Here is a 21,522-nt window from a genome sequence, read left to right as displayed (position 1 = left end):
GGGTTACTATAGTTTTGCCGATACAAGACTTAGAGCATTTGGAATGGCGCTGACTATGCGCGAATAACGAGTAATATGACACTTCAAACTTCAAATAGACACGAGCAAGACATACCTTCGGTCTCAATCGAAGACTCATTGGTTGCATATCAAGCTAAAATAAAAAGTGTGATGCAGAAAATTGAAGGCGATGATTATTCCATCAGAGCCGCACTGGAACAATACTTGAGTGCTCAACAAATGCAGTGGGTCTTGAGTGAACAAGCTATCCGAAGGCTAGAAAAGCGATTCGTACTTCGTAGCGACTTAGCGGTAAAAGGAGAGCCGCTTATGAAAAACCTTACTGCTGACCAAGCTATAGTCGTTGGTACTTTTTTACTTGAAGTACTGAACAGTGAATGCGAGAAAAACCAAGACTTAAATTCGCTCAATAGCGCAGTAAGACTTACTGATTACTTACTCTCTTTTCCTATTGTACACATTAGAAATAAGGCGCCACTGAAAAGAGTACTTGGCGACTTGTTGAATATTCTAGAGGCACTGTCTAATGAGCAGTAATACTGACATTGGTTTTATTTCAATGCCTGGAGCTAGAGCTCTAGCTTACATGGACGTGTTTTCTGAGCTAAATAAATTTCCATCATGTATTTTAAAACTGAGTAACCCACACCTGAATAAATCGTTAACGACACTAAAAGGTATTTCTCAGTCTTACATTTCAATGAAAAACGATGAAGAGACATTGTCGAAACATGCAAGCATTCCGTTGTATTCAATCAACGCCAGTGATATCAACGACGATATCGTTTTAGCGCTCATAAGAGAAACAGGGATCAAAACGTGGATTTTTAGTGGTGGAGGTATTGTAAAACCGCATTTTTTTAAAGCTGGCATCCGCTTTTTACATATACACCCAGGTCAATTACCGGAAGTTAGGGGAAGCACTTGCTTCTATTACTCACTGTTATGCGACAATACTTTGGCAGCAACAGCATTTTTTTTAACCGAAGAAATTGACGCCGGCGAGCCTATCTTCTGCCAACATTTCCATATCAACCTACCAAATGAGATCCTCAACGCAACTTATATGGATTATGTCATCGACCCGTGGATTAGAGCACAAACACTAAAACGTGTTTGGCAGTCTTGGCCCAACATATCCGATATTAAAAAAACCAGCAGTAAGCACAAAAGCAAAACGCCTAGCCCTCGAGCTTGTTATGTCATGCACCCACTTTTAAGAATGATGACAATAAACAAAGTAACCAACCGTTTCGACCCTCTCAGCCCAAAAGGATTATTCATAAATGAGTAATACAGCAAAAGGCCAAGTAATTTGGCTGACAGGTCTTTCTGGCGCAGGCAAGTCGACGTTAGCAGAAAAACTTATTACATTATTCAAAGCGCGAAACCTCACTCCTGTGGTCCTTGATGGCGATCAAGTTAGGGCTGCTATTCAAGATCCACATTGGCAATTTGACGAAGCTAGCAGGCTGCGTGGTTCTTATATTTATGCTCGTCTTGCATCGCTTTTCGCTTCTCAAGGCCACTTGGTTATTGTACCAACTATTAGTATGTTCGAAGAAGTAAGGCAATGGAATAGGCTGCATAATGCCGGATATTTCGAAGTGTATTTAAAAACGAGCCAAGATGTAAGGCGTAAGCGCGATCCAAAAAAACTTTATGCGTCACACAATCAAGGAAAAAACGCAAAAATGCCAGGATTGGATCTGAACGTTGAGCTTCCTACGTCTCCTGACCTCACTATCGTTAATGAAGGCGATATTACTACCGCAGATAGTGTCGCAAGACACATATTTGATGCATTCAGCGAGCAATGTTTATGAGTTACTCTGACAATATAGTTACGCTTTCACGTAGCGAGCTTTCGTTAGCTTCCTCTAAGGCAGAAGTGCTAAATAGTTTGTATGGCAGGCTAAAAAGCGCATCAGTACTCCCACTTAATTTTTTTACGTTTGCAGAGTGGAAACGCGGTGGTGATAAACATATTCATGCAGCTAAGCAATTAGGCGCAGAACTAATTGTTCGTTCTAGTTGTTTGAATGAAGACACCGACTGTAGTAGTCAAGCTGGTAAATACACTTCGTTACTACATGTTAAAAACACAACTGAAGCTTTAAGTCACGCAATAAGCAAAGTGTTCGCATCTTATGGCGATGCACAAAATGACGATCAAGTATTTATTCAGCCAATGCTTGATACACCTGACTTTGTTGGTGTTGCCTTTAATAGAGAACCGAATAGTAATGGAAACTACTATGTTATTAGTGCTGATACTACCGGTGATACACAATCGGTTACATCAGGCGCAGATTCAACGATACAGAATTGGTTCATAAGGCACGATGCAAAACCTGAGGAAAAATGGCTAGTTCAAGTGATAGCACTATTTGAAGAACTACACACGCTGTTTGGTACATGCCCTCTGGATATCGAATTTGCCATCAAGAAGAATAAGGTTTTTCTATTACAGGTACGGCCTCTTTTGTTAGCGCTAAAACAAGAAAGCCAAGAATCAAAAAGTAATACAAAACAATACGAGCTAGAGCTTTCCTGTATTGAGAAAAAGCTTAAACGTATGTCTACCCGCCACCCGTACCTTTGTGGCGAGCAAACGCTATTTGGCGTTATGCCAGATTGGAACCCTGCAGAAATTATTGGCGTAAAACCCAAACCACTCGCTCTTTCTCTCTATAAGGAATTAGTTACAGACCGCGTATGGGCGCAACAGCGGTTTAACTATGGTTACAGAAACGTGTATAACCATCCTCTTCTTTTAGTGTTAGGCGGTACGCCTTTCGTTGATATTAGAGCTAGTTTTAACTCTTTTATCCCTAACACCTTGGCAGAACCATTGGCTGAAAAGCTCGTTAATCATTACCTTAATACACTAAAAGCGTCACCGCACCTCCACGACAAAGTCGAGTTCAGCATTGTTTTATCCTGTTTCAATTTCGGACTAAAAGGCCAGCTTGATGAACTTAAGCAGTGCGGATTTAGTCAGTCTGAATGTAATGAAATACAACACGCACTAATTGTACTTACCGATAATGTGATTACCGATAAAAACAGTGTTTTTCATCAAGATATAGAGAAAATAGATGAACTTGAAAAAAGGCAGGATCAAATAATTCAGTCTGACTTGAATAAAATAGACAAAATATATTGGCTAATAGAAGACTGCAAAAACTATGGCACACTTCCATTTGCGGGACTTGCAAGAGCCGGTTTTATTGCCATTCAGCTCCTAAAGTCAATGTGCGAAAGCAAATTAATAACCCAATGCGATTACGATAGCTTCTTACACAGCGTAAAAACCGTTAGTTCTGCATTGCTCGATGATAGCAAAACAATGCAGCGTGACTTACTCATTAAAAAATACGGGCATTTACGACCTGGAACATATGACATTACCTCTAAACGTTATGACGAAGAGCCTGGCAGTTATTTTTCGACAACCAAAGGTTTCAGTGACAAATTAAATAAGTTCGCATTGTCATTAGAACAGCTAAATAACATTAATGAGGCGCTATCACGTAGCAACCTCTCTTGCGACGCCGTTACATTGTTCAACTTTATAAAAAACGCTATTGAAGCGCGTGAATACGGAAAATTTGTTTTCTCTCGAAGTTTAAGTCAAACACTGGTACTTATTGAGCAGCTAGGCAGTCAGGTGGGCTTTAGCCGTGACGACTTAGCATTCGCGGACATCAAAGAAATTTTGCGATTACAGTCAACGAGTCACAGCGCTACGGCAACATTAGCTAGCACAATTACTCTCGGCAAGGAGTATTATGAGATGTGCCAGAAGATAAAATTGCCGGCACTGATTCGACGCCCTTCTGATGCCCAGTTTTATCAAGTGCTTGCCGAAGAACCCAACTTCGTTACTTCTGGCTGCATCACGGCTCCGGTTTGTACCAATATTGATCCAAATTCGGTAGCAGGAAAAATTGTTTTTATTGAGGCTGCTGACCCCGGATTCGACTGGTTGTTTTCTTATGAAATAGCAGGGTTAGTTACACAGTTTGGCGGACTAAATTCACATATGGCTATTCGAGCACAAGAACTCAATGTACCTGCGGTTATAGGTGCAGGAGAGTGGTGGTTTAAGAAATGGAAAAATGCAGAAATGCTAAAAATTGACTGCCAATGTCAAAAGGTTCATATCATTTCATGAACACCATTTTTGTTACTCAGCGTGTAGATATTCTACAAGATCGAAATGAAACGCGAGACAGCTTAGATCAGAAGTGGGTATTGTTACTCATGCACTGCGGACTACTTCCAATTCTGATTCCCAATAATGTGCAAGCAGCAGAAGCACTATATAAGACAATATCACCGTCTGGACTTCTTCTCACTGGCGGCAACTCCTTGGTAACGTATGGAGGAGACGCACCGCTGAGAGATGCTACTGAAAAACGTCTTTTAGACATATTCATTACAGCGCAAAAACCTGTGTTAGGTGTGTGTCGTGGTATGCAAGTTATTCAAGATAAATACGGACAAGCACTAACGCCAATAACCGGACATATTGCTCAAAAGCAGCAAATTAAGCACAAAGGTATTTTACGCACTGTGAATAGTTATCACGAGCTAGGTACACGTAATAACAACACTTTATTAAGAATAGACGCGCAATCTCAAGATGGGGTGATCAAAGCGATATCACACCCGAACGCCCCTGTCGTCGGCATTATGTGGCACCCAGAAAGAGAAGAAGAATTCTGTGAGCATGACATCAAATTTATAAAAGAGTTTTTTAGCCAATGAAAGCAGTCATTCTGGTAGCTGGGCTCGGCAGTCGCCTTCGCCCCTACACAAACGCACTTCCAAAAGCACTGGTTCCTGTAAACGGCACTCCTTTGCTTGATTATCAACTTTCTTCATTAAGAAAGCGGGGCATCAATAATATTAGCTTAGTGACAGGTTATCTTCCCGATGCATTCGAGCAATATCAATTACCTTGCTTTTACAACGAACAGTACGCAAACAGCAATATGGTTTATTCATTAATGCGAGCACGTGTACTCTTTGACGGCAAAGAAGATCTATTAGTTTGTTACGGCGACATTGTATATAACCAAGATACCCTTAATCGTATTTTAGATACACAAGGCTCACTGGTTGTTTCGGCAGACTTAGATTGGCTTTCCTTATGGAAGCTTAGGATGGAAGACCCTTTCAGTGATGCTGAATCCTTCGTCATGGAGAAAGATAGTCATAAAATTGTTTCTTTAGGTCAAAGCATTACAACTGATGAAGATGCGCAGGCTCAATATATAGGTTTGTTAAAGGTATCTGCAGCATTTCAAAATGAGTGGCTTACTGCATTTGACCAAATGCCAGCATCAAAGTCTCAAAATTTATATATGACTGATTTTATTCAATCGCTAATAGATAATGGTCATGATGTTACTGCATCTCTTCATAGCGGTGGTTGGTTGGAAGTAGATAGTGTTGAAGATAAAGCCTGCTACGAGTCATCAAAAAAAATAAAAGCGTTCTTAGATAGCATCAAGCCTGGCGATTGACTGCTGGCGTGCCTAAACATAACGAAGATGTTGCTCTGACGATGTAAGACTGATTAAAGACAAAGCCGTCTTATTGCACTCCCTTAATCTCGCACAATAATAAGGGAGTGAACTGCCGTTTTTAGGCATTGACATTACTTAACACGTTTGATCCACGCTCCTGGCCAGTGCGTTATATTATCAGCAAGCTCACTTTCATTAAACGGCCATTCAGGCTGAACGATTTCAAAGCGGTCATCTCTTTTCACGAAATCCGCCGCTGCGCGAGTTGGATTATCTGTATCCCAGTTTGCTCCTCCTCTTGGCACGTCACTTAAATCCTGCATTATGCCATCTGTAGCAACAATGTAAGAACCAACAGAAACAAGTTCAGCATAGGCTTCAAGCTCGCTGAGTACGTGTTGATAGGTATGGTTAGAATCAAGTATGACCAGTACAGTCTCATCCTCTTTAACCATGCTCTTAATGTCTGCCACTACCTTTTCGTCGGTAGAGCTACCTTCAACAAGCTCTATTCGATGAAATAGAGAATGGGCTTCTATTGCCGCCCTGTTATGAGGACGAATTTCAATATCTATCCCAATTACACGTCCTTTATCTAAAGCCTGCATTAAACTTGCGTAAAACACTAACGAACCACCGTGTGCTACACCTGTTTCTACAATTACATCAGGCTGAAGCTGATAAATAACTTCCTGCATTCGTATCATGTCTTCTGGAAGTTGAATTACAGGACGACCAAACCAACTAAAGGTATAGACATACTTTTGGTTCCACCCTACTTTTACCCAATATTTCGAGAGCGTCTCAAATGCTTCTTTCGAATAAAGCGGCAACGTTTTGGTTGCATCACCATCTTGTGTACTTAGTGTCTTTTCTTCTGTATCGATCGTGATTTTCATTTTATATTCCTGCTGCAGGTGATTTATGTGCAGTAACCATTCTCTTTAGCCCAGAGGCTAAATCGTATTTAGGTTGCCAACCTATTTCCTTAAGAAGACCATTACGGCCGACAATCGGCAAATTCAGAGTATTTTCGTTAGCTATAGCTTTAATTTCAGATGCATCAAAACCAGTAACCCCTTGTAACATATTTAAAATATCTACAACAGAGTGTCCTATTTCATTACACACATTAAATGTGCCATTATTCCTCGTGGTCAATAAGCACAGCATGGCTTGCGCTATATCATCAATAAAAATGAAATCGCGTTTATCTAATGCATTTACCGAAAATACAGGTTCAGAGCCTTCTAAACAGCGCATTAGAGAGGGTATAAGTTTGGCACTTGGCATACCTGGCCCATAAGCAAAAAAAATTCTTGCCCATCGAAAGCCAACATCATGTTTTTTAGCCCATACGCCTGCAATATTATTTAATGAAAGCTTCGCAGTTCCATATAAAGTGTTGGGAGTGCCTTCATTATGAGCTTCACTCAATACTTCTTTTGAGTTTCCATATTCGGCACAGCTTCCCGTACTTACAATGATATTTCCACCTGCTGCATGGAATGCTCTGAACAATGTTAGTGAATAAGCCACCCAATCCATGTTCTCTGGCGCTTCCCAGAATTGATTAGGCTTTACAAACCACGCCAAATGAAGCAGGTGTGTGCACTCTACACTTTTTAGCACCTTGGTTAAGCTTGCTATGGTTTGGCTCGACAAATCAATCGAAATAAAGTTTTCCTCAGCAACGGTTTCTGGGCAAGAACGGCCAATGGCTACGAACGGAATACGTTGTTGAGTAAGCTTTTTTATAACCGCACCACCAATAAAGCCACTCGCACCTGTGACCAATACTTTCATATAACTCTCAATTCAGGTATTGCGGTTATAAATTTGCATGTTTTAGGCACTAGTGGTTTAACCACATCTTTGATTTCATGAGCGATGTTCCACGGTAGAATCAACACATAATCTGGAGAATACTCTTTGAGTCCACTAGGTGGGAGAATAGGAATGTGACTTGCTGGCATAAACTTTCCCTGCTTTGAATCAGCAGCGTCAAAAACTACCGGAATATCTGACACATCAACGCCCGCGTAATTAAGCAGCGTATTTCCCTTAGCCGCTGCACCATATGCAACAATCGTTTTATGACTTGCTTTTGCTTTCTTCAGGAACGCTTTCAAGTCTTGTGAAATTGCATCCACTGAATGCGCAAAATTCTGATAGGTACTATGAAGACCCATACCGAAATGTTGCTCTTCTTCAAGAACGTTGAAGACATTGTGGTTCACTTTTTTAATTTGGCCACTATGCTGAGCCCATACTCTCAAGCTACCTCCATGCGTCGATAACTTCTCTACATTGAAAACCTCTAATCCCGCTGATGCTAAAATATTACTGACAGCGGTAAGAGAGAGATAAGAAAAGTGCTCATGATATATAGTGTCAAATTGCTTGTATTTGATAAGGTTCAACAAGTGTGGAAACTCTAAACTCACGACCCCAGTCTTAGCGAGCATAGTGGCAATACCACTGACAAAATCGTTAATATCAGGCACATGGGCAAGTACATTATTTCCAATGATGACATTCGCTTTTGGATAGTCATTCAATAAACGACAAGCTTGTTCTAATCCAAAAAAGCACTCTTGTATATCAACGCCTTTGCTTCTTGCTATCTCTGCCGCTACAGAAGTAGGTTCAATACCCAAGCAAGGAATGCCTTTTCTTACAACATGCTGAAGAAGATAGCCATCGTTAGCGGCAAGCTCAACCACAAAACTTTCAGCATTTAGATTTTGGCTTTCCACAAGTTCATCAACAAAAAGCCTTGCATGCTCTACCCATGTAGATGACGTGGAGGAAAGGTAGGCATAATCGTCAGTGAAAAGTTCATCTGCCCGCGTAAAATCTTCTGTCTGAACCAGCCAACACTTGTCGCAAACTAGAATATTCAGTGGAAATGATACTTCCATCTCGAAGTCGGATTCACAGCTAAGATACGCATTTGACGGCGGCATTGAGCCTAAGTCGACAAATGGAAGCGATAGTGAATGGTTACAGTGGCGACACTTCACAATGACAAACCCTTAAAATATCCCGGCAATTTAGGCAGCCCGTTATCTCTGACAGATATTTCTGTTATCGGCAGCGGCCATTGAATGTTTAACTTAGGATCGTTTGGATGAACTCCACCTTCATAATTAGGTAAATAATCTGCAGTATGAAGATAAAGGAGTTGAGAGTCGTGCTCAAGAACCTGAAAACCGTGTGCGCACCCAGGAGGGATAATTAACGCGTTGTTTTTAGCAGCGCATAGTACTACTGTTGTATGCTGTAAGAATGTATCTGATGTTTTGCGCAAATCAACCACGACATCAGAAACTATCCCTCTAATACAACGCACGATTTTATATTCTCTTTGTGGCCCTAGTTGATAATGCAAGCCCCTGACGGTTCCTTTTAAAAAGTTCTCAGAATGATTCATTTGTCGAAATGAGAGATTTTCAATGTGTGGACAAAGTTGTTCGGCACAAAACCAGCGACTAAAACTACCTCGCGCATCACCGAGCCTTGGGCTTAGAATCTCTACTACACCCTTGATTGGCTTTTCATCGCATTTTAACTGCACGCCCAAACAACTCCTTTTCTGTGCGCATCTTGCTGATATTGCTTCAATTGCTCTTTAGAAGAGACATGGCCATTAGCATAATAGTTTTGATACCACAGTGCGGTATATCGAGCTGTATCACTGAAATCCCAAACAGGCTGCCAATAGAGTTGTGATTGTGCTTTTTCACAGTTCAATCTAAGCAATGTTGCTTCGTGCAAAGGTTTACCCTGCTGTATATTCCATGTCAATTCGGGCCAAAACGATTTCATGGTGGTCAAAATATCTTCAACGCTGTAATTATCTTGAAGCCGCGGTCCGAAGTTCCACGCGCCTTGCACGCTTCTATCATCTTCAACCATCTTTTGTGCCAAACACAAATATCCAGAGAGTGAGTCAAGCACATGTTGCCAAGGTCTTACCGCCTTTGGATATCGAATATCAAGAGGAGAACCGTTTATTGTTGATTTAACGATGTCAGGAATTAATCGGTCTTTGGCCCAATCCCCACCCCCAATCACGTTACCTGCCCTACAGCTGGCAACAATTGGAGCACCATCATTGAAAAAGCTTTTGCGAAAGCTTTCTACGACCAATTCACACGCCGCTTTCGATGAACTGTATGGGTCGCACGCCCCTAACGGCTCATTTTCATTAAATGGCGCGCCATTTTCTGGATTGTCATAAACTTTATCGGTAGTAATTACCACAATACCAAGCAAACTACTCAAACCGCGTGATGCATTAAGTAAGTTAACTGTTCCCATTACATTCGTGGCCCACGTCTGTACAGGTTCATTATAGGAGGCTCTGACAAGGGGCTGTGCGGCTAAATGAAATATGAGGTGCGGTGATATTCTCTCTATCACGCTACTTAACATTTTTTCATCTCTTACATCTGCATTTACATGGTCAGCTTGCAGTTCAAGCAAGCTCCAATGAGAAGGCGTGGTGTCTGGCTCCAAAGAATACCCAGTTACTTCCGCGCCTAATGCCTGTAACCATAGCGTTAGCCAACTTCCCTTAAAGCCAGTAGCACCTGTAATTAGAACGCGCTTACCCGCAAAGCAATTTTTAAACATAATGCTTACCACAGTTTCCACGGCGGATTAGGCTGTTTCCACATAGACTCTAGCTGGTTTTTGTCTCTCAATGTATCCATGGCCTGCCAAAAACCATGATGCCTATAAGCATTTAACTGCCCATTCATCGCTAATTCCATAAGAGGTTTATCTTCGAAGCTGTCTTCATCTGACGTTAAGTAATTAAACACTTGTGGCTCAAGTACGAAAAAACCACCGTTTATCCAAGCGCCATCACCAGCCGGTTTTTCTTTGAATCGATTAACCACATCACCTTGAATATCAAGAGCGCCATATCTGCCAGGAGGCTGAATTGCCGTAACGGTAGCCGTTTTTCCCGAAGCTCGATGTGCACTGATCGCTTGGGATATATTAATATCCGCAACACCGTCACCGTAGGTAAAACAGAAAGTCTCATCATCAAGATATTCTCGTACGCGCAACAATCGACCACCAGTCATGCTCGATTCGCCCGTATCCACTAGAGTGACACGCCAAGGCTCAGCATGCTTCTCATGCACTTCCATATTGTTCGAGCGCATATCGAATGTGACGTCAGAAGAGTGAAGAAAATAGTTAGCGAAATACTCTTTGATTACGTAACCTTTGTAGCCAAGACAAATCACAAAGTCATTAATTCCATAATGAGAGTATATTTTCATTATGTGCCACAGTATTGGCTTGCCACCAATTTCTATCATGGGCTTCGGGCGTAGATGTGACTCTTCACTTATTCGAGTACCCAAACCACCCGCCAAGATTACTGCTTTCATTATTAAGCCTTTGTGTATTTTGGTAATTTGTCATTTCTATGACACTGAAGTATATACAAAAATAAAGCAAGCATCAGGCCCATATTGACTCTATTACGCTAAAAAATTTTATACATTCGCTCTGTCGAGATACCTAATTGGCATAAGCTTAAATAGATTTCTTCAGCAAAAGCCAATGAACAAATAATAATAGGAACATCTAATTGAAGTAGCTCATTTGGTTGACTAATAATGTACTCTTCGAACTTACACCCATGTCGTGAAGGTGAAGAGTCGACAACGCCCACAATGTCATATGTTCCACCTACTCTTTGTTGCATTATAAATTGACTCGCGAGCTCACCAGAACCATACAATACTGCATTTGAAGCAGTACAAAGCTGTTGCCCATTATGACAAGATCTCACCGAGAGTTTTTGAGCGTACAGTGAAGGAATTGTGCGAGCCACATTTTTTCCGAACTGGTTAATAATCACTTTTTCAGTTTCAAGTAGCGGCGTTTCTAGACAGCTACACAACTGCTCGATCATTCCCAAAATAAAAGTGCCCTGTCGAGTCATCCAACTAGCTAGTTTTTCGCTATTGGCATCATTAAGTTCTGCAACATTTAAAACAACGTTGAGTGCTTTACGCAAATATAAAAGCGCTAAACCAGGATTCACATCGAATTCTTTCTCTGTTCGTCTTGATAGAGACTCAGCGGCTGTAATTGCGTAGTCCATTTTTTCGGGATATTTTTTCCAGGCAGCAAGCGCAAGCTTATTAAATGGTTGATACGACCTTTGATACTGTTCCAGACACTTGTCGACGGACTCCATAAGGTCTAGCTTATATTCCTGCCATACAGGTAGCCTAACGCCATTTAGAATAAAGTGGAGATTTTCAACGAGATAACCTACTGAGTTACCTGGATTACAGATTACAGTATTATGATATTGCGGTGTATTTTCCTCCTTTGTCCCCTCAATTATCGCGCTCAGTCTTTCCTTCAATTCATCTAAGCTAGAAATAGTTGTTTCTATAGCAGACTTTCCGCCGCCGGGTTTGAAAACCAGCATAGGTTGTCCGGTAACAAGAGGATAAAGGTGTGATTGATATTGCCTGTGGCAGACCATTGCCACACCTCTGCTGTAGTCGCCAATATAAGAAGGTGATTGGCTGAAGGTAAACCGCGGGTTGTTACTGAAGCCCTCAATGACAGATGCAATTTTTGGGTGAGAGAAATCTTCTGGAAAAGGTCTGAAAATAATCTCGTGTTCTGGAAAATGAGTTAACAGAAAAGTAACGGTCGGTGCTATGTGATCAACGACCCAAGTCGCCTCTAAAGCAAGGTTGGAGAGATGGTAAATAATCGCCGTGTTTTTTTTGCTGCACTGCCTGTAAACCTGATAAAACTTATCGAATTTTATTGAGCCAAAAGGAATGACTGTTAAAGCATCACTGCTTGCTTGTCGCAATGCTCTTGGAAAGTAACCTGAGAACGCTTGCTTGTTAACACACGTGACAGGCTGGGCTGAAAGAATATAATCAAACTCTAGACATCCACCGTATTCGTTTAGTGTTTTAGTCAGCTTTACATCGATACCGTGCTGACACCCGATGCGCTTAACATTTGTAGACCAATTAAAGCTAAGTTCGAAGTTCGATTCTTGTATAAAAACAATATCTAGCGCGTCTAACTGTTGAAAATCTTCCTCGAAACACAAGAGAAACGGAACATCAAGCCAGTTACTCTCTATTAGCCACTGTGGGTTACTTTTAACCTCATCAATATCGACAATAGCGAGAACTTCAATTTGCGCATACTCTTTGAGCGAACAGAACAACTCAAACATGTGATTCATTGCAGCATTGCGCTGAACCCAAAAGCCGCATTTAATCTTATTCTCAACGCGTGATAAGTGTTGTTTGTAATAGCAGAGCAAATCTGACATTGCGGTTTTAATATCCGCTGACTTTATTAAGCCAACCTTTTTTAGCAGTCCTGCTAAGATTTCATCAGTCAAACGGTCATGATCGGCAACATGCTTTTTATCTAGCATCATAATCCAAGCAATTCTAAAGAGAGATTAGTGTATTTTATGTAGAACTGCATTGCATCATCTAGATGCTGAGGGCCTGTGGATACTGGCTTTCGTGGCAGGGCAAGTTGCTTTTCCCAGTGGTAGCGAGCAAGCTCTTTTGGACTTATATCAGGTATATATATATCGCTTTTTGTAAGGCCCGAATGATAAATCTCTCGAGGACTCGGCTGACGGATTTTCTCATTTTTTTCAATAATGCTATCTGTGATAGCTTTCTCTTCGTCCGTGAGCAATGCATAAAAGTCATCCAAAATCTTTTTGAAGTTCGCAGGGTCTTCATCTCCCCATTCAGTGACTTGATCATACTCAATCATTGCCCAGCCCAAGGCTGCTGGAATGTTAAGCTTTACTTTGCTCAAATTACCTGTCGAATACATTGCTTTAATGCATGCGTAATCTGATGCAATAAATATGTTATGTCCAAGCCAGAAGCCGGGAACGACAAGTTGCGATATGTACTGCGAGAAGTCAGGCGTTGTTTCTTCTAGAAATTGCTTTGCCGCGGGAAGAGAGACTTTAGTTCTCTCACCATTTGAAATATTCTCTCCCGAGACTACCATCATAAGACTACGCCCCACATCCACACATTTATTGCTAAAATTTAGCGCACAAACCATAGAAGTAAAATCAGGACTCATTGGCACAAATATACGCCCGTAATGTTGTTTTATCTTTTCTACAATTTTTCGGTTAACTGCACCTGAATAAATTTTACCAAAACTAATTTTTTCCTGTGTGGAACGACCAAACAAAGGCTCGATAAAGTCAAATCGTCGCTTTAGCTCTTCAAGTGCACTATAAACAGATGGCATTACCGGCTTTATCAGGGGGTGATAAGTACCCCGCTGACCTTCACCATCTAACATCGCAAAATGCTCATACTGCCAAGATAAAATATCAGGGGTATTAAATTCATCAGCTAATTCCTGCAAAACCGTCGTTGCTCGTGGATGAAAAAGAAATTTTTCATTGATAACAGTGATGTACTGACCTTGTGCTTTTTCAATCGCAAAATCCCAATTATCAGGCATTGATAAAGGTTCAGTCGGTCTAAAATATTTAAATTTTTTATCTTTGAGAAATGGAGCAACAACGTCTTTACAGGGCTTATTAATGCTATTATCAGAGACAATTACTTCATAATCATCAGTTTGCTGCGCATATAGATATTCAAGGCACTTTTTAAGCAGCTGAGGCCTATCTCTAGTGGGTAATACATAGCTCAGAAAAGGCCTGTCATTCATAATCTTTCCTACTTTTTCAACTTGATAACATGACTCACAGAGGAGGGTAGTTGTGCTGCAATTTCATCAACAAAACTCAATGAGGCAATGACTACCACTGCATTGTCTTTAAAAAGACACTTATCTAGGGCGACCACTTTACACCCCATTATCTCTTTGATAAATAACGCATTTCTATCTATTATCAATTCGATGCTTATTGATGGCTCAAGCTTTTTTAAAAACGTTAAAACGTTGCGTCCCAATTCCCCGCCACCGTAGATGTAAACAGGATTTTCTCGATAAGGATATAACTCCCACCCCAGCATTGCGATTTCATCAGACGAAGATTTCTGCATATGCTGCGTTGACGTTACAAACTCAGAGAGAGCCACTAAAGGTTCGGGGAGAACACTTTCATATAAGGCAAATAGCTGCTGTCGACTCTCATACCGCAACATCTTTTTACTTAAGCTAAATGGTGTATTTCGATACCATAAAAGCGGTAAGGGTATGTTGACGATATTTTTGCCTGTAAATGAAAGCTTCAAGATGAGTTGCCAATCCTCCTCTCCTGCAAACTCTCCACACTGAAAACCCTTGGCTTGTTCAAAAGCAACTTTGCGGTACAGTGCGCTAATGCCTCCTACACAGTTGTATAACAACGCTGATGACCAGTCTTTGGCATCATGGAATTGAATTAGCATGCCCTTTTCGTTTGCGAAATCAGGGATACCGTCGCCATCAAAAAAACAAAAAGCAACGGTAACAACATCAGCATTTTCTCTTGATAGCGTGTCGCAGCAGAGGCGAAGTGCGTCTGGTGCGAGAATGTCATCATCATCAAGAAAAAATATATAGTCGCGGTTTGTATTTGCAGCGCCTTTATTTCTTGCGTTGGAGGCACCAAGGGGAGTTTTACTATCAATGATTTTAATGTGTAGATTAGAAAATCGCGGGTCTTTCACCAAATCTGCTAACTGTTCCCTTTCTAGTTGGCTACTCGCATCATTCACAATAACAACTTCAAGTCCGGTACCTTGCTGCGCTACAGACAAAAGAGTTAAAGGTAAATAATCTATGCGATTATGAAAGGGGATGATAACCGAAACATCATCTATATTTATTTGCGAACGTTCATTTTTCAGCTGCGTTCTTTTTCTTTCTTGATGCTTTTCAAGATAACTTAGCAGCAAACCATTTTTGTCGAGAAACCGTTTTGCGTTAGCATAATCCTGCTGAACTGAATGACAACCAAACCAGCGAATATTCCAGTACATACAGCGTTCAACGGTTTGATGCAAAACATTAGCAAAGTACCCAAGTCCAGCGTAACGAGAGAAATATATTGTATCGAAAGATGGATTTTTATAGAGCCATAACGCTATCTCAGAAGGTGCCTTGAGGCTACTATCCCTGTGAGTGAACTGGCCCTGTTCTATAACTAAGAACTCGATATTATCAACTTTTTTAGAGGGTGCCCAAACCAGTCCTTCATCATCAAACAAAATGACTTGCGCGTTCTCTAATGAGCTCACCAAAGACTCGACCTGTTCAAGCTCCTGTTTCCATCCAACTATAAGAATGCTTTTGTTCATCAGTCTTCTCTATACTCGTAACACCAATCCTTCGAAACCACAGTTTTCAAGTATCGCTTGCATTGACTGTTGATAGCTTAAAGAGCAAACAACAACGGCACTCGCAGCATTGAAACTATTGAGATTTAAAGGCAAAACTTCTATTCCCTTAAATATTTGTCCAGCTTTAAAGGTATCTATGACGATGGGCTTAACATTCATTGTAAGTGATGTTTCGACAGCACGCTCGGCTATATCATTAGCGCCAAATATATACAGTTCTGTAATTAAAGAGTTGTCCAGAGCAGCAATCTGACTGCACAAATACTCAATCCTCTTGAATTTATGCCTGTTCGAAAAAATAAAGTTCAATGAAGAATTAATATTACTTTGGGCACCTTTATTTAAACCCACAGCACTCCTCAATGATTTCAATAGCGTAAACTTTTCTCTTAACTCTTTCGCATAACTTTTCTTATTGTGCCAACGCGTTGTTTGAACATGTTTTCTAAATTTATTCAGAGGGATACAAGTGAAAGCAATGTCATGCGACAACAGTATTCTATTGTAAAGCGCCCAATCTGCGCAGTATTTGAAGTCGCATTCGCGGAGGTTCTTTTTCAAAACTGAAGCGTTAAACAATACTGCACTTACGTTAGGTATTACATTGCGATAAACCATGTAATCTCTAACAAAGTCTCTTCCCTTCATGCAGAAGTCTTGCTTCCACAGTCCATCGTCAGAATAGTGATGAGAGGAGTAGTCATACCTAGCGATAATTTGACTACTTTCATCAATTATTTCGCTGTCGCAGTAAGCCATGCCGACTGAGGGGTTGTCCTTTAAAATAGAAAGAAGTGTGGTAAGCAATTCAGGCTCAGCTTCGTCATCGCTCTCGGCTATCCAAATAAAATCGCCTTTAGCTAATGTAACCCCTTTTATCCATTGTTTTATAGGTAATCCTGAATTCGAATTGCTGACGTATAAGCCAACAACTTTCTCACAGGCTGAAGCAAATGCGGTAAGCACTTCCTCGCTTTTATCAGGACTACCATCATCTAGTAATATAATTTCAATATTACTATGCGTTTGGTTGATGATAGTGCCGAGCCTTTTCTCAAGGTACTTTTCGTGCCTATAATTCGGTACAATCACAGATACCAATGGCGTGCTGTTCATTGTTGCCGTTACAGCGGCCTTGTCAGAAAAGTTCATTGCTCACTTCCAAAGCCCCACCACAAAATATTGTTTTCAATTTGTTGGTGTGCTTCACGTTTGCTCACCCCTTCAAAAAACATCGACTCAACCTTTGGCTTGCCAACACATACAACACCTCTATTACCCAATTTATCGACTATGTAGTCATTATATTGAGCGTTATCCTTTGGAATCATAATGTAATTTGGATAATCGATATAGCTGACATGATCTGGGAACATACTTAACACATGTTCTGCATAATCCCTTAAACCATCTGAAACTTCTTTACTTTCACCCACAAAATAAAGCTTTGGCAGAATGACTAGTGCAATCTTTTTCTGAATCCAAGCCTTTACAGTCCAAGATGCTTTATTAATTGAATGATAGAAAACAGTTTCACCATTAAGGTACGCATCAACGTCATATTTAAAGTCAAACACTGGATGATGATATAAAATCGTATTTTGTTTACAGAAGAAATCTGCTAACGCTTTCTGGGATGTATCTTTATCAATTTGTACAACGACATGTGCCCCAGACATACTTTCTTTAGTAGGGTAATTTTTTTCGTCACAGAGTAATGCGGTCTCATTATTGTTAGTGTTGAGCTCGAACCACTGTTTGTCTATTTCAGAAACCGCATCTAAATATTGTTTTATGAATTTATTATCGTTCTCACTCAGATTAGATCGTGCGGTAAATTGTTGGCTTTGTTCTTTTATAAAAATAGCCTCACGCTCTGGCACAAAACTAGAGACGTTATCGAATATGTGATTCCCTTGCAGGATCGCACCTCGAATCATTTCTAGTGTTTCAAGCCATGTTTCCCTTAGCATATTGAGACGTGACACTTTTTCGTATTCTGATTCATCCGAATAAAGCAACTTACTGAATGCAGAGTTAGCAAAATTTACCGTACCGTAAAGATAATAGAAAAGAAGTGACCTTCCCTCTTGATATGACGAAAACAACTTCTTTTTAAGTTTTTCTGTGTAATGCTCTGCATCGTCCGATACTTCAAAAGCATCTTGCGTCATCGCTACAAACTCATTCAATTGTTTTTCTAAGGTTGGCTGATCGTAAAAACTATCGTATTCTTGTAAAAAATCGCGATCTTCCGACAAAGGTTGAAATGCTTCCGCCTTCACTTTTCTCAACACCTCCTCTTTTTCATAGGCAGATGTCACTAACAGGATGTCGTCTACAGGTAATGGTTTCGCGCCAGCAATAAGCGCACCGTCACTTGTGTTAAAACAATCTACTTTAGCTTTTGCAAGCGTGCGCTCAATAATGGCTTTGGAAACTTTAAATTCATACTTGGTAAACACACTTTTCTTGAAGTTTCCTGGCACCACGATGTTGGTATTATGCCGTTCTTTATAACTATATTTTTCCTTTCCATGATTGTCATAATAGCCAGACTGCTTAGAATGATGTTTATCTTGTTCTGCAAAACCTAAATCGACTCCGAACAAGTAAAGCTGCTGAAATCCCATCAAGGTAAACAGGTTTATAGCAAAATTGGATACCGTAGGATAAGCAAACTGAAGTTCTTCGTAGTTTTTTTCACCGAGTAACTTTAGTGAAGAAACCGTAGAAGATTCACCTTCTTTAAATGCGATATAGGTATTTCTAAACAACTTACATGTATCTGGATGAATTCCGTTACATGACAACAAGTCCACTTGCTTTAAAAAAGCAAAGTCGTTAATCCGGCAGCTCCAATCAAAAGTAGAACGATTTTGTTCGATTTCTGCATGGAAATCTGGAACTATGCCATTTTTATACAACGGCATAAGCGCTGTACCACACGAGACCACGATAGCTTTGTCTTTAAAAGACTTGATAGCATCGATTGTGCTATCTAGTGACGGGCCATTTCCTACGATGAAGACTGCAATATCCTTGTCTGCTAGTGATAGTTTTTTTGCAGGGTCCTTTAAAAGAAGTGGATACTTTCTACCTATGGTTTCTTTTGTATGCGCAATGCCGTAGCGAGCATGATCAAAGTTTTCACCCATGGCAATAACAACTTGCAACTGCTCACGCAGCTGACTAATGGTATGAACCATCTTGGTGTTATGATAGGTCTGATAAAAGTATGTATTAGCGAGAATGTAGGGACCAACAGAATAAAACTGATTCAGCAAATCTCTAAATAGATTTGAGCCATCATCTCCAACATTAATGTATAAACGTCCGCCTTTCTGGTCGATGCGCTCAAGAATATTTGCCCAGTCTATTAAATAAAGCGATGCATAGAATAGGTCGCGATTAGGCTCACAGACGAAGAGCTTTTCAACATCGTTGTTCTCAAACAACGTTTCTAACTGAGGTCCAATACCAAATAGAATTAGCGACTTTATCTGCTCGGGTAGCTTACTTGTTTTATCTCCTGCGTCTTTTAAAAGTTTCTCTGCCTTTTTAACAAACTGAAAGTGTTGATAATGCTTCAGCTTAACCCCGTTATACCCCAATATTAAGCCATCTTTATTCGGATACTCTTTGAAGTTTTCGAAATTTATACTGGCATCTTCAAATGGTGAATCACTGTACCAATTAGCCAGAGATACTTTGCTAAATATGTTTACTGCACCGCGCGCGTCCTGCATTGGAACCCAATAATTAGGTGTGTAGCACTCAAATTCATTGGCAATATTCGGGACGTAGCGTTTAAAAGCTTCTACATTGAGAGTAAAACGCTCCTCTTTGCTCGCCTCATCAAGTCGCTTCATTGAAACAGGTTTGTTCCAATGCGGCAGGAGACTTTCCTCAGACTTTCTTAGCTGTTTGCTGATACCATCTTTTTGAAAGTTCTCCCAACTAGAAGTAAGTAATGCATTTTCGAGAAGGTTGAACGTATTGTGATTATAATGCCGATAAAAATAAAAACCTGAAATTGGAAAATGAGTTTTCAGTTCCTCTATGTCATTAGACATAGATATACCACTATTTTTTAATTGAAAATAAAGTGCAGTGCCTTTCGACTTGGCCGTTTCTAGTATGACTTTCCAATTTGACGTATAGAGTGAAGCAAAAAAATATTGCTCTTCCGGCTCATAAATAACAAGGTGTTTGATGTTATGGTTTTCAACCAAGGTTCGAATATGAAAGCCTAAGCCCACTCCCATAACAACGAGTAAATTAATATCTTTTGTTAAAGGGGGTTGCGATAAGTACCTGTCATAAATAGGTAAGTAATGTTCATAGTTGGAGTTATAGCTTACATTTCTGTCTAGATCGCAATAGGTACAGTGAAGTAATTTTTCAACATACTGAGCTTGAACTTCCTTCTCGGGTGACAAATCGTAGAATGTACGACCGTTGCTGTAATTGACAATATTAAGTTCGCCATTCCGATTAGTAAAAATGGAAATATCTAGCGTTGCAGCTTGCACAATTTTATCGACTATATTAGGTACATACGCCTTGAATGCCCCGAAATTTCGCCGATAATTTTGTGTAACTCGTTCAGCGAGTTTCTTTTCTAGCTCGCTTTGTTTCTTTTCATCTGGGTCTAAGTGGATTCTAATATCTTTTAGCATTTTTCGACTCCAGCGCCTTAATCAAAGAGCTCTGCCAATTATACGATTTCTAAAATTTTAGTTTTATTTAAGAACGAGACATAATTTTGACGCAACAAGAGGAGTTTACAGGAGGCTCAAGTATAAAAGCTATGTCAAATGAATAAACCAATGCTGTCTAAAGCAAAAATACTTCTATTTGTATTTTTTGACTGCAGCCTTGCCTCTAACAAATTGAATAATCTCTTCTTTTGAAGATTCAAGCAATTTAAAGGCCAACTCCTCGAGGAGGCGATTGACGATCAATTCTTTTTCAGAAAATTGCCGCTTTTCGCTAACAGAAAGTGAGTTTAAGTGGTCTTTTATAAGGCAATCTCGCTCTGCTAACAATGTTCTCAGCATAGCGTAATCAGAGGGTTTTTCTTGGTCCAACAGTAACTGCGCCGCAATGCTTTCGTTTAAGTTTTGCAGCGCTGTTGGCGTTAAAGAGTGGTTAAGGTCTTGTAGTTTCACACAGCTTGTCGTTTCTGACGCTGGGCTTCGTAAGCTTCCTGTTTCGCCTCTTCAGGAATCTGTACCCATGCATCTCGGATAGGTGTTAATAGGCTAGACACTTCATCTAACATATTCAAGTCGTTGTTAAAATGTGCATCGTTCAAGCGCTCAATCATATAGTTATATAGCGCAAACATATTCTCAGCGACTTCACCGCCCACTTCCAAATCAAGAGTGTCACGCAGATGCATTATGATCGCATTCGCTTTTGAAATGAAATCGGCTTTGGCTACTAATTCTTTGCGTTCCATGGCACCTTTAGCGTATGCAATTCTGTCTAATGCGCCTTGAAGAAGCATAAGTGTAAGTTTATGCGGATCGGCATTAGCAATATCTTGCTTAAGGTTACCTTTGCGATATGCATTTATACCTTTAAGTGACATA

The 21,522-nt window shown here is 40.3% G+C and carries 19 protein-coding genes; 6 read left to right on the top strand and 13 right to left on the bottom strand.

The window, feature by feature from the left end; all coding sequences use genetic code 11:
* Positions 1 to 75: 75 nt before the first annotated feature.
* The 6 genes from ACM0P2_RS05185 to ACM0P2_RS05160 are packed head-to-tail and all read left to right on the top strand — an operon-like array spanning position 76 to position 5,558.
* Positions 76 to 558 (top strand): hypothetical protein, encoded by a 483-nt coding sequence (locus tag ACM0P2_RS05185; RefSeq protein WP_159119423.1) that lies wholly within the window; start codon positions 76 to 78, stop codon positions 556 to 558.
* Complete coding sequence (locus ACM0P2_RS05180) at positions 548 to 1,315, top strand: hypothetical protein (protein WP_159119422.1); 768 nt, start codon at positions 548 to 550, stop codon at positions 1,313 to 1,315. The genes ACM0P2_RS05185 and ACM0P2_RS05180 overlap by 11 nt, the downstream gene beginning before the upstream one ends.
* On the top strand, positions 1,308 to 1,847 hold the full coding sequence (locus ACM0P2_RS05175; protein ID WP_159119421.1) for an adenylyl-sulfate kinase: 540 nt from the start codon (positions 1,308 to 1,310) through the stop codon (positions 1,845 to 1,847). Before ACM0P2_RS05180 ends, ACM0P2_RS05175 begins: the two co-directional genes overlap by 8 nt.
* Positions 1,844 to 4,201, top strand: coding sequence for a PEP-utilizing enzyme (locus ACM0P2_RS05170; protein WP_159119420.1), 2,358 nt, complete (start codon positions 1,844 to 1,846; stop codon positions 4,199 to 4,201). The genes ACM0P2_RS05175 and ACM0P2_RS05170 overlap by 4 nt, the downstream gene beginning before the upstream one ends.
* A complete protein-coding gene (locus tag ACM0P2_RS05165) occupies positions 4,198 to 4,797 on the top strand; it encodes a gamma-glutamyl-gamma-aminobutyrate hydrolase family protein (protein ID WP_159119419.1) in 600 nt (199 codons plus the stop codon). The genes ACM0P2_RS05170 and ACM0P2_RS05165 overlap by 4 nt, the downstream gene beginning before the upstream one ends.
* Positions 4,794 to 5,558, top strand: coding sequence for an NTP transferase domain-containing protein (locus tag ACM0P2_RS05160; RefSeq protein ID WP_159119418.1), 765 nt, complete (start codon positions 4,794 to 4,796; stop codon positions 5,556 to 5,558). Before ACM0P2_RS05165 ends, ACM0P2_RS05160 begins: the two co-directional genes overlap by 4 nt.
* Before the next feature lie 134 nt (positions 5,559 to 5,692).
* Here the strand turns inward: ACM0P2_RS05160 and ACM0P2_RS05155 are convergent, their stop codons facing one another.
* From ACM0P2_RS05155 to fliS, 13 genes are all read right to left on the bottom strand, one after another.
* Positions 5,693 to 6,460 (bottom strand): cephalosporin hydroxylase family protein, encoded by a 768-nt coding sequence (locus ACM0P2_RS05155; RefSeq protein ID WP_159119417.1) that lies wholly within the window; start codon positions 6,458 to 6,460, stop codon positions 5,693 to 5,695.
* Position 6,461: 1 nt separating this feature from the next.
* On the bottom strand, positions 6,462 to 7,367 hold the full coding sequence (locus tag ACM0P2_RS05150) for an NAD-dependent epimerase/dehydratase family protein (RefSeq protein WP_159119416.1): 906 nt from the start codon (positions 7,365 to 7,367) through the stop codon (positions 6,462 to 6,464).
* The gene (locus tag ACM0P2_RS05145; RefSeq protein WP_159119415.1) at positions 7,364 to 8,587 is read right to left on the bottom strand and encodes a class I SAM-dependent methyltransferase; all 1,224 of its coding nucleotides are present in this window, start codon (positions 8,585 to 8,587) and stop codon (positions 7,364 to 7,366) included. Before ACM0P2_RS05145 ends, ACM0P2_RS05150 begins: the two co-directional genes overlap by 4 nt.
* A complete protein-coding gene (locus ACM0P2_RS05140) occupies positions 8,584 to 9,141 on the bottom strand; it encodes a dTDP-4-dehydrorhamnose 3,5-epimerase family protein (protein ID WP_159119490.1) in 558 nt (185 codons plus the stop codon). Before ACM0P2_RS05140 ends, ACM0P2_RS05145 begins: the two co-directional genes overlap by 4 nt.
* Positions 9,132 to 10,202, bottom strand: a complete 1,071-nt coding sequence (rfbG, locus tag ACM0P2_RS05135) for a CDP-glucose 4,6-dehydratase (protein WP_159119414.1) — start codon at positions 10,200 to 10,202, stop codon at positions 9,132 to 9,134. The genes ACM0P2_RS05140 and rfbG overlap by 10 nt, the downstream gene beginning before the upstream one ends.
* Before the next feature lie 5 nt (positions 10,203 to 10,207).
* On the bottom strand, positions 10,208 to 10,975 hold the full coding sequence (gene rfbF / locus ACM0P2_RS05130; protein ID WP_159119413.1) for a glucose-1-phosphate cytidylyltransferase: 768 nt from the start codon (positions 10,973 to 10,975) through the stop codon (positions 10,208 to 10,210).
* A gap of 98 nt (positions 10,976 to 11,073) precedes the next feature.
* Positions 11,074 to 13,020, bottom strand: coding sequence for a nucleoside-diphosphate sugar epimerase/dehydratase (locus ACM0P2_RS05125; protein WP_419227389.1), 1,947 nt, complete (start codon positions 13,018 to 13,020; stop codon positions 11,074 to 11,076).
* The gene (locus ACM0P2_RS05120; RefSeq protein ID WP_419227388.1) at positions 13,017 to 14,303 is read right to left on the bottom strand and encodes a glycosyltransferase family 2 protein; all 1,287 of its coding nucleotides are present in this window, start codon (positions 14,301 to 14,303) and stop codon (positions 13,017 to 13,019) included. The genes ACM0P2_RS05125 and ACM0P2_RS05120 overlap by 4 nt, the downstream gene beginning before the upstream one ends.
* Positions 14,304 to 14,311: 8 nt before the next feature.
* On the bottom strand, positions 14,312 to 15,880 hold the full coding sequence (locus ACM0P2_RS05115; RefSeq protein ID WP_173359443.1) for a glycosyltransferase family 2 protein: 1,569 nt from the start codon (positions 15,878 to 15,880) through the stop codon (positions 14,312 to 14,314).
* 9 nt (positions 15,881 to 15,889) lie between these two features.
* Positions 15,890 to 17,074 carry a glycosyltransferase family 2 protein gene (locus ACM0P2_RS05110; RefSeq protein ID WP_159119409.1) on the bottom strand — a complete coding sequence of 395 codons (1,185 nt, stop codon included), beginning with the start codon at positions 17,072 to 17,074 and terminating at the stop codon, positions 15,890 to 15,892.
* On the bottom strand, positions 17,071 to 20,604 hold the full coding sequence (locus ACM0P2_RS05105) for a 6-hydroxymethylpterin diphosphokinase MptE-like protein (protein ID WP_159119408.1): 3,534 nt from the start codon (positions 20,602 to 20,604) through the stop codon (positions 17,071 to 17,073). Before ACM0P2_RS05105 ends, ACM0P2_RS05110 begins: the two co-directional genes overlap by 4 nt.
* 174 nt (positions 20,605 to 20,778) lie before the next feature.
* Entirely contained in the window at positions 20,779 to 21,096 is a 318-nt protein-coding gene (locus tag ACM0P2_RS05100) for a hypothetical protein (protein ID WP_159119407.1), read from the bottom strand.
* Complete coding sequence (gene fliS / locus ACM0P2_RS05095; RefSeq protein ID WP_105930236.1) at positions 21,093 to 21,521, bottom strand: flagellar export chaperone FliS; 429 nt, start codon at positions 21,519 to 21,521, stop codon at positions 21,093 to 21,095. Before fliS ends, ACM0P2_RS05100 begins: the two co-directional genes overlap by 4 nt.
* Position 21,522: the final 1 nt, after the last annotated feature.

The sequence above is a fragment of the Alteromonas sp. OM2203 genome (genome assembly GCF_048517045.1).
In the GTDB taxonomy this organism is placed as follows: Bacteria; Pseudomonadota; Gammaproteobacteria; order Enterobacterales; family Alteromonadaceae; genus Alteromonas; species Alteromonas gracilis.
Note: the sequence above shows the minus strand (reverse complement) of the source record. Positions and strands in the feature narration are given on the sequence as shown.

Bases quoted from the DNA above. Each gene is read 5' to 3' on its own strand.
- ACM0P2_RS05120 (WP_419227388.1), bottom strand. From the start codon at position 14,303: ATGAATGACAGGCCTTTTCTGAGCTATGTATTACCCACTAGAGATAGG.
- fliS (WP_105930236.1), bottom strand. From the start codon at position 21,521: ATGTCACTTAAAGGTATAAATGCATATCGCAAAGGTAACCTTAAGCAA.
- ACM0P2_RS05110 (WP_159119409.1), bottom strand. From the start codon at position 17,074: ATGAACTTTTCTGACAAGGCCGCTGTAACGGCAACAATGAACAGCACG.
- ACM0P2_RS05175 (WP_159119421.1), top strand. From the start codon at position 1,308: ATGAGTAATACAGCAAAAGGCCAAGTAATTTGGCTGACAGGTCTTTCT.
- rfbG (WP_159119414.1), bottom strand. From the start codon at position 10,202: ATGTTTAAAAATTGCTTTGCGGGTAAGCGCGTTCTAATTACAGGTGCT.
- ACM0P2_RS05150 (WP_159119416.1), bottom strand. From the start codon at position 7,367: ATGAAAGTATTGGTCACAGGTGCGAGTGGCTTTATTGGTGGTGCGGTT.
- ACM0P2_RS05185 (WP_159119423.1), top strand. From the start codon at position 76: ATGACACTTCAAACTTCAAATAGACACGAGCAAGACATACCTTCGGTC.
- ACM0P2_RS05160 (WP_159119418.1), top strand. From the start codon at position 4,794: ATGAAAGCAGTCATTCTGGTAGCTGGGCTCGGCAGTCGCCTTCGCCCC.
- ACM0P2_RS05125 (WP_419227389.1), bottom strand. From the start codon at position 13,020: ATGATGCTAGATAAAAAGCATGTTGCCGATCATGACCGTTTGACTGAT.
- ACM0P2_RS05165 (WP_159119419.1), top strand. From the start codon at position 4,198: ATGAACACCATTTTTGTTACTCAGCGTGTAGATATTCTACAAGATCGA.
- ACM0P2_RS05180 (WP_159119422.1), top strand. From the start codon at position 548: ATGAGCAGTAATACTGACATTGGTTTTATTTCAATGCCTGGAGCTAGA.
- ACM0P2_RS05105 (WP_159119408.1), bottom strand. From the start codon at position 20,604: ATGCTAAAAGATATTAGAATCCACTTAGACCCAGATGAAAAGAAACAA.
- ACM0P2_RS05115 (WP_173359443.1), bottom strand. From the start codon at position 15,880: ATGAACAAAAGCATTCTTATAGTTGGATGGAAACAGGAGCTTGAACAG.
- ACM0P2_RS05155 (WP_159119417.1), bottom strand. From the start codon at position 6,460: ATGAAAATCACGATCGATACAGAAGAAAAGACACTAAGTACACAAGAT.
- rfbF (WP_159119413.1), bottom strand. From the start codon at position 10,975: ATGAAAGCAGTAATCTTGGCGGGTGGTTTGGGTACTCGAATAAGTGAA.
- ACM0P2_RS05170 (WP_159119420.1), top strand. From the start codon at position 1,844: ATGAGTTACTCTGACAATATAGTTACGCTTTCACGTAGCGAGCTTTCG.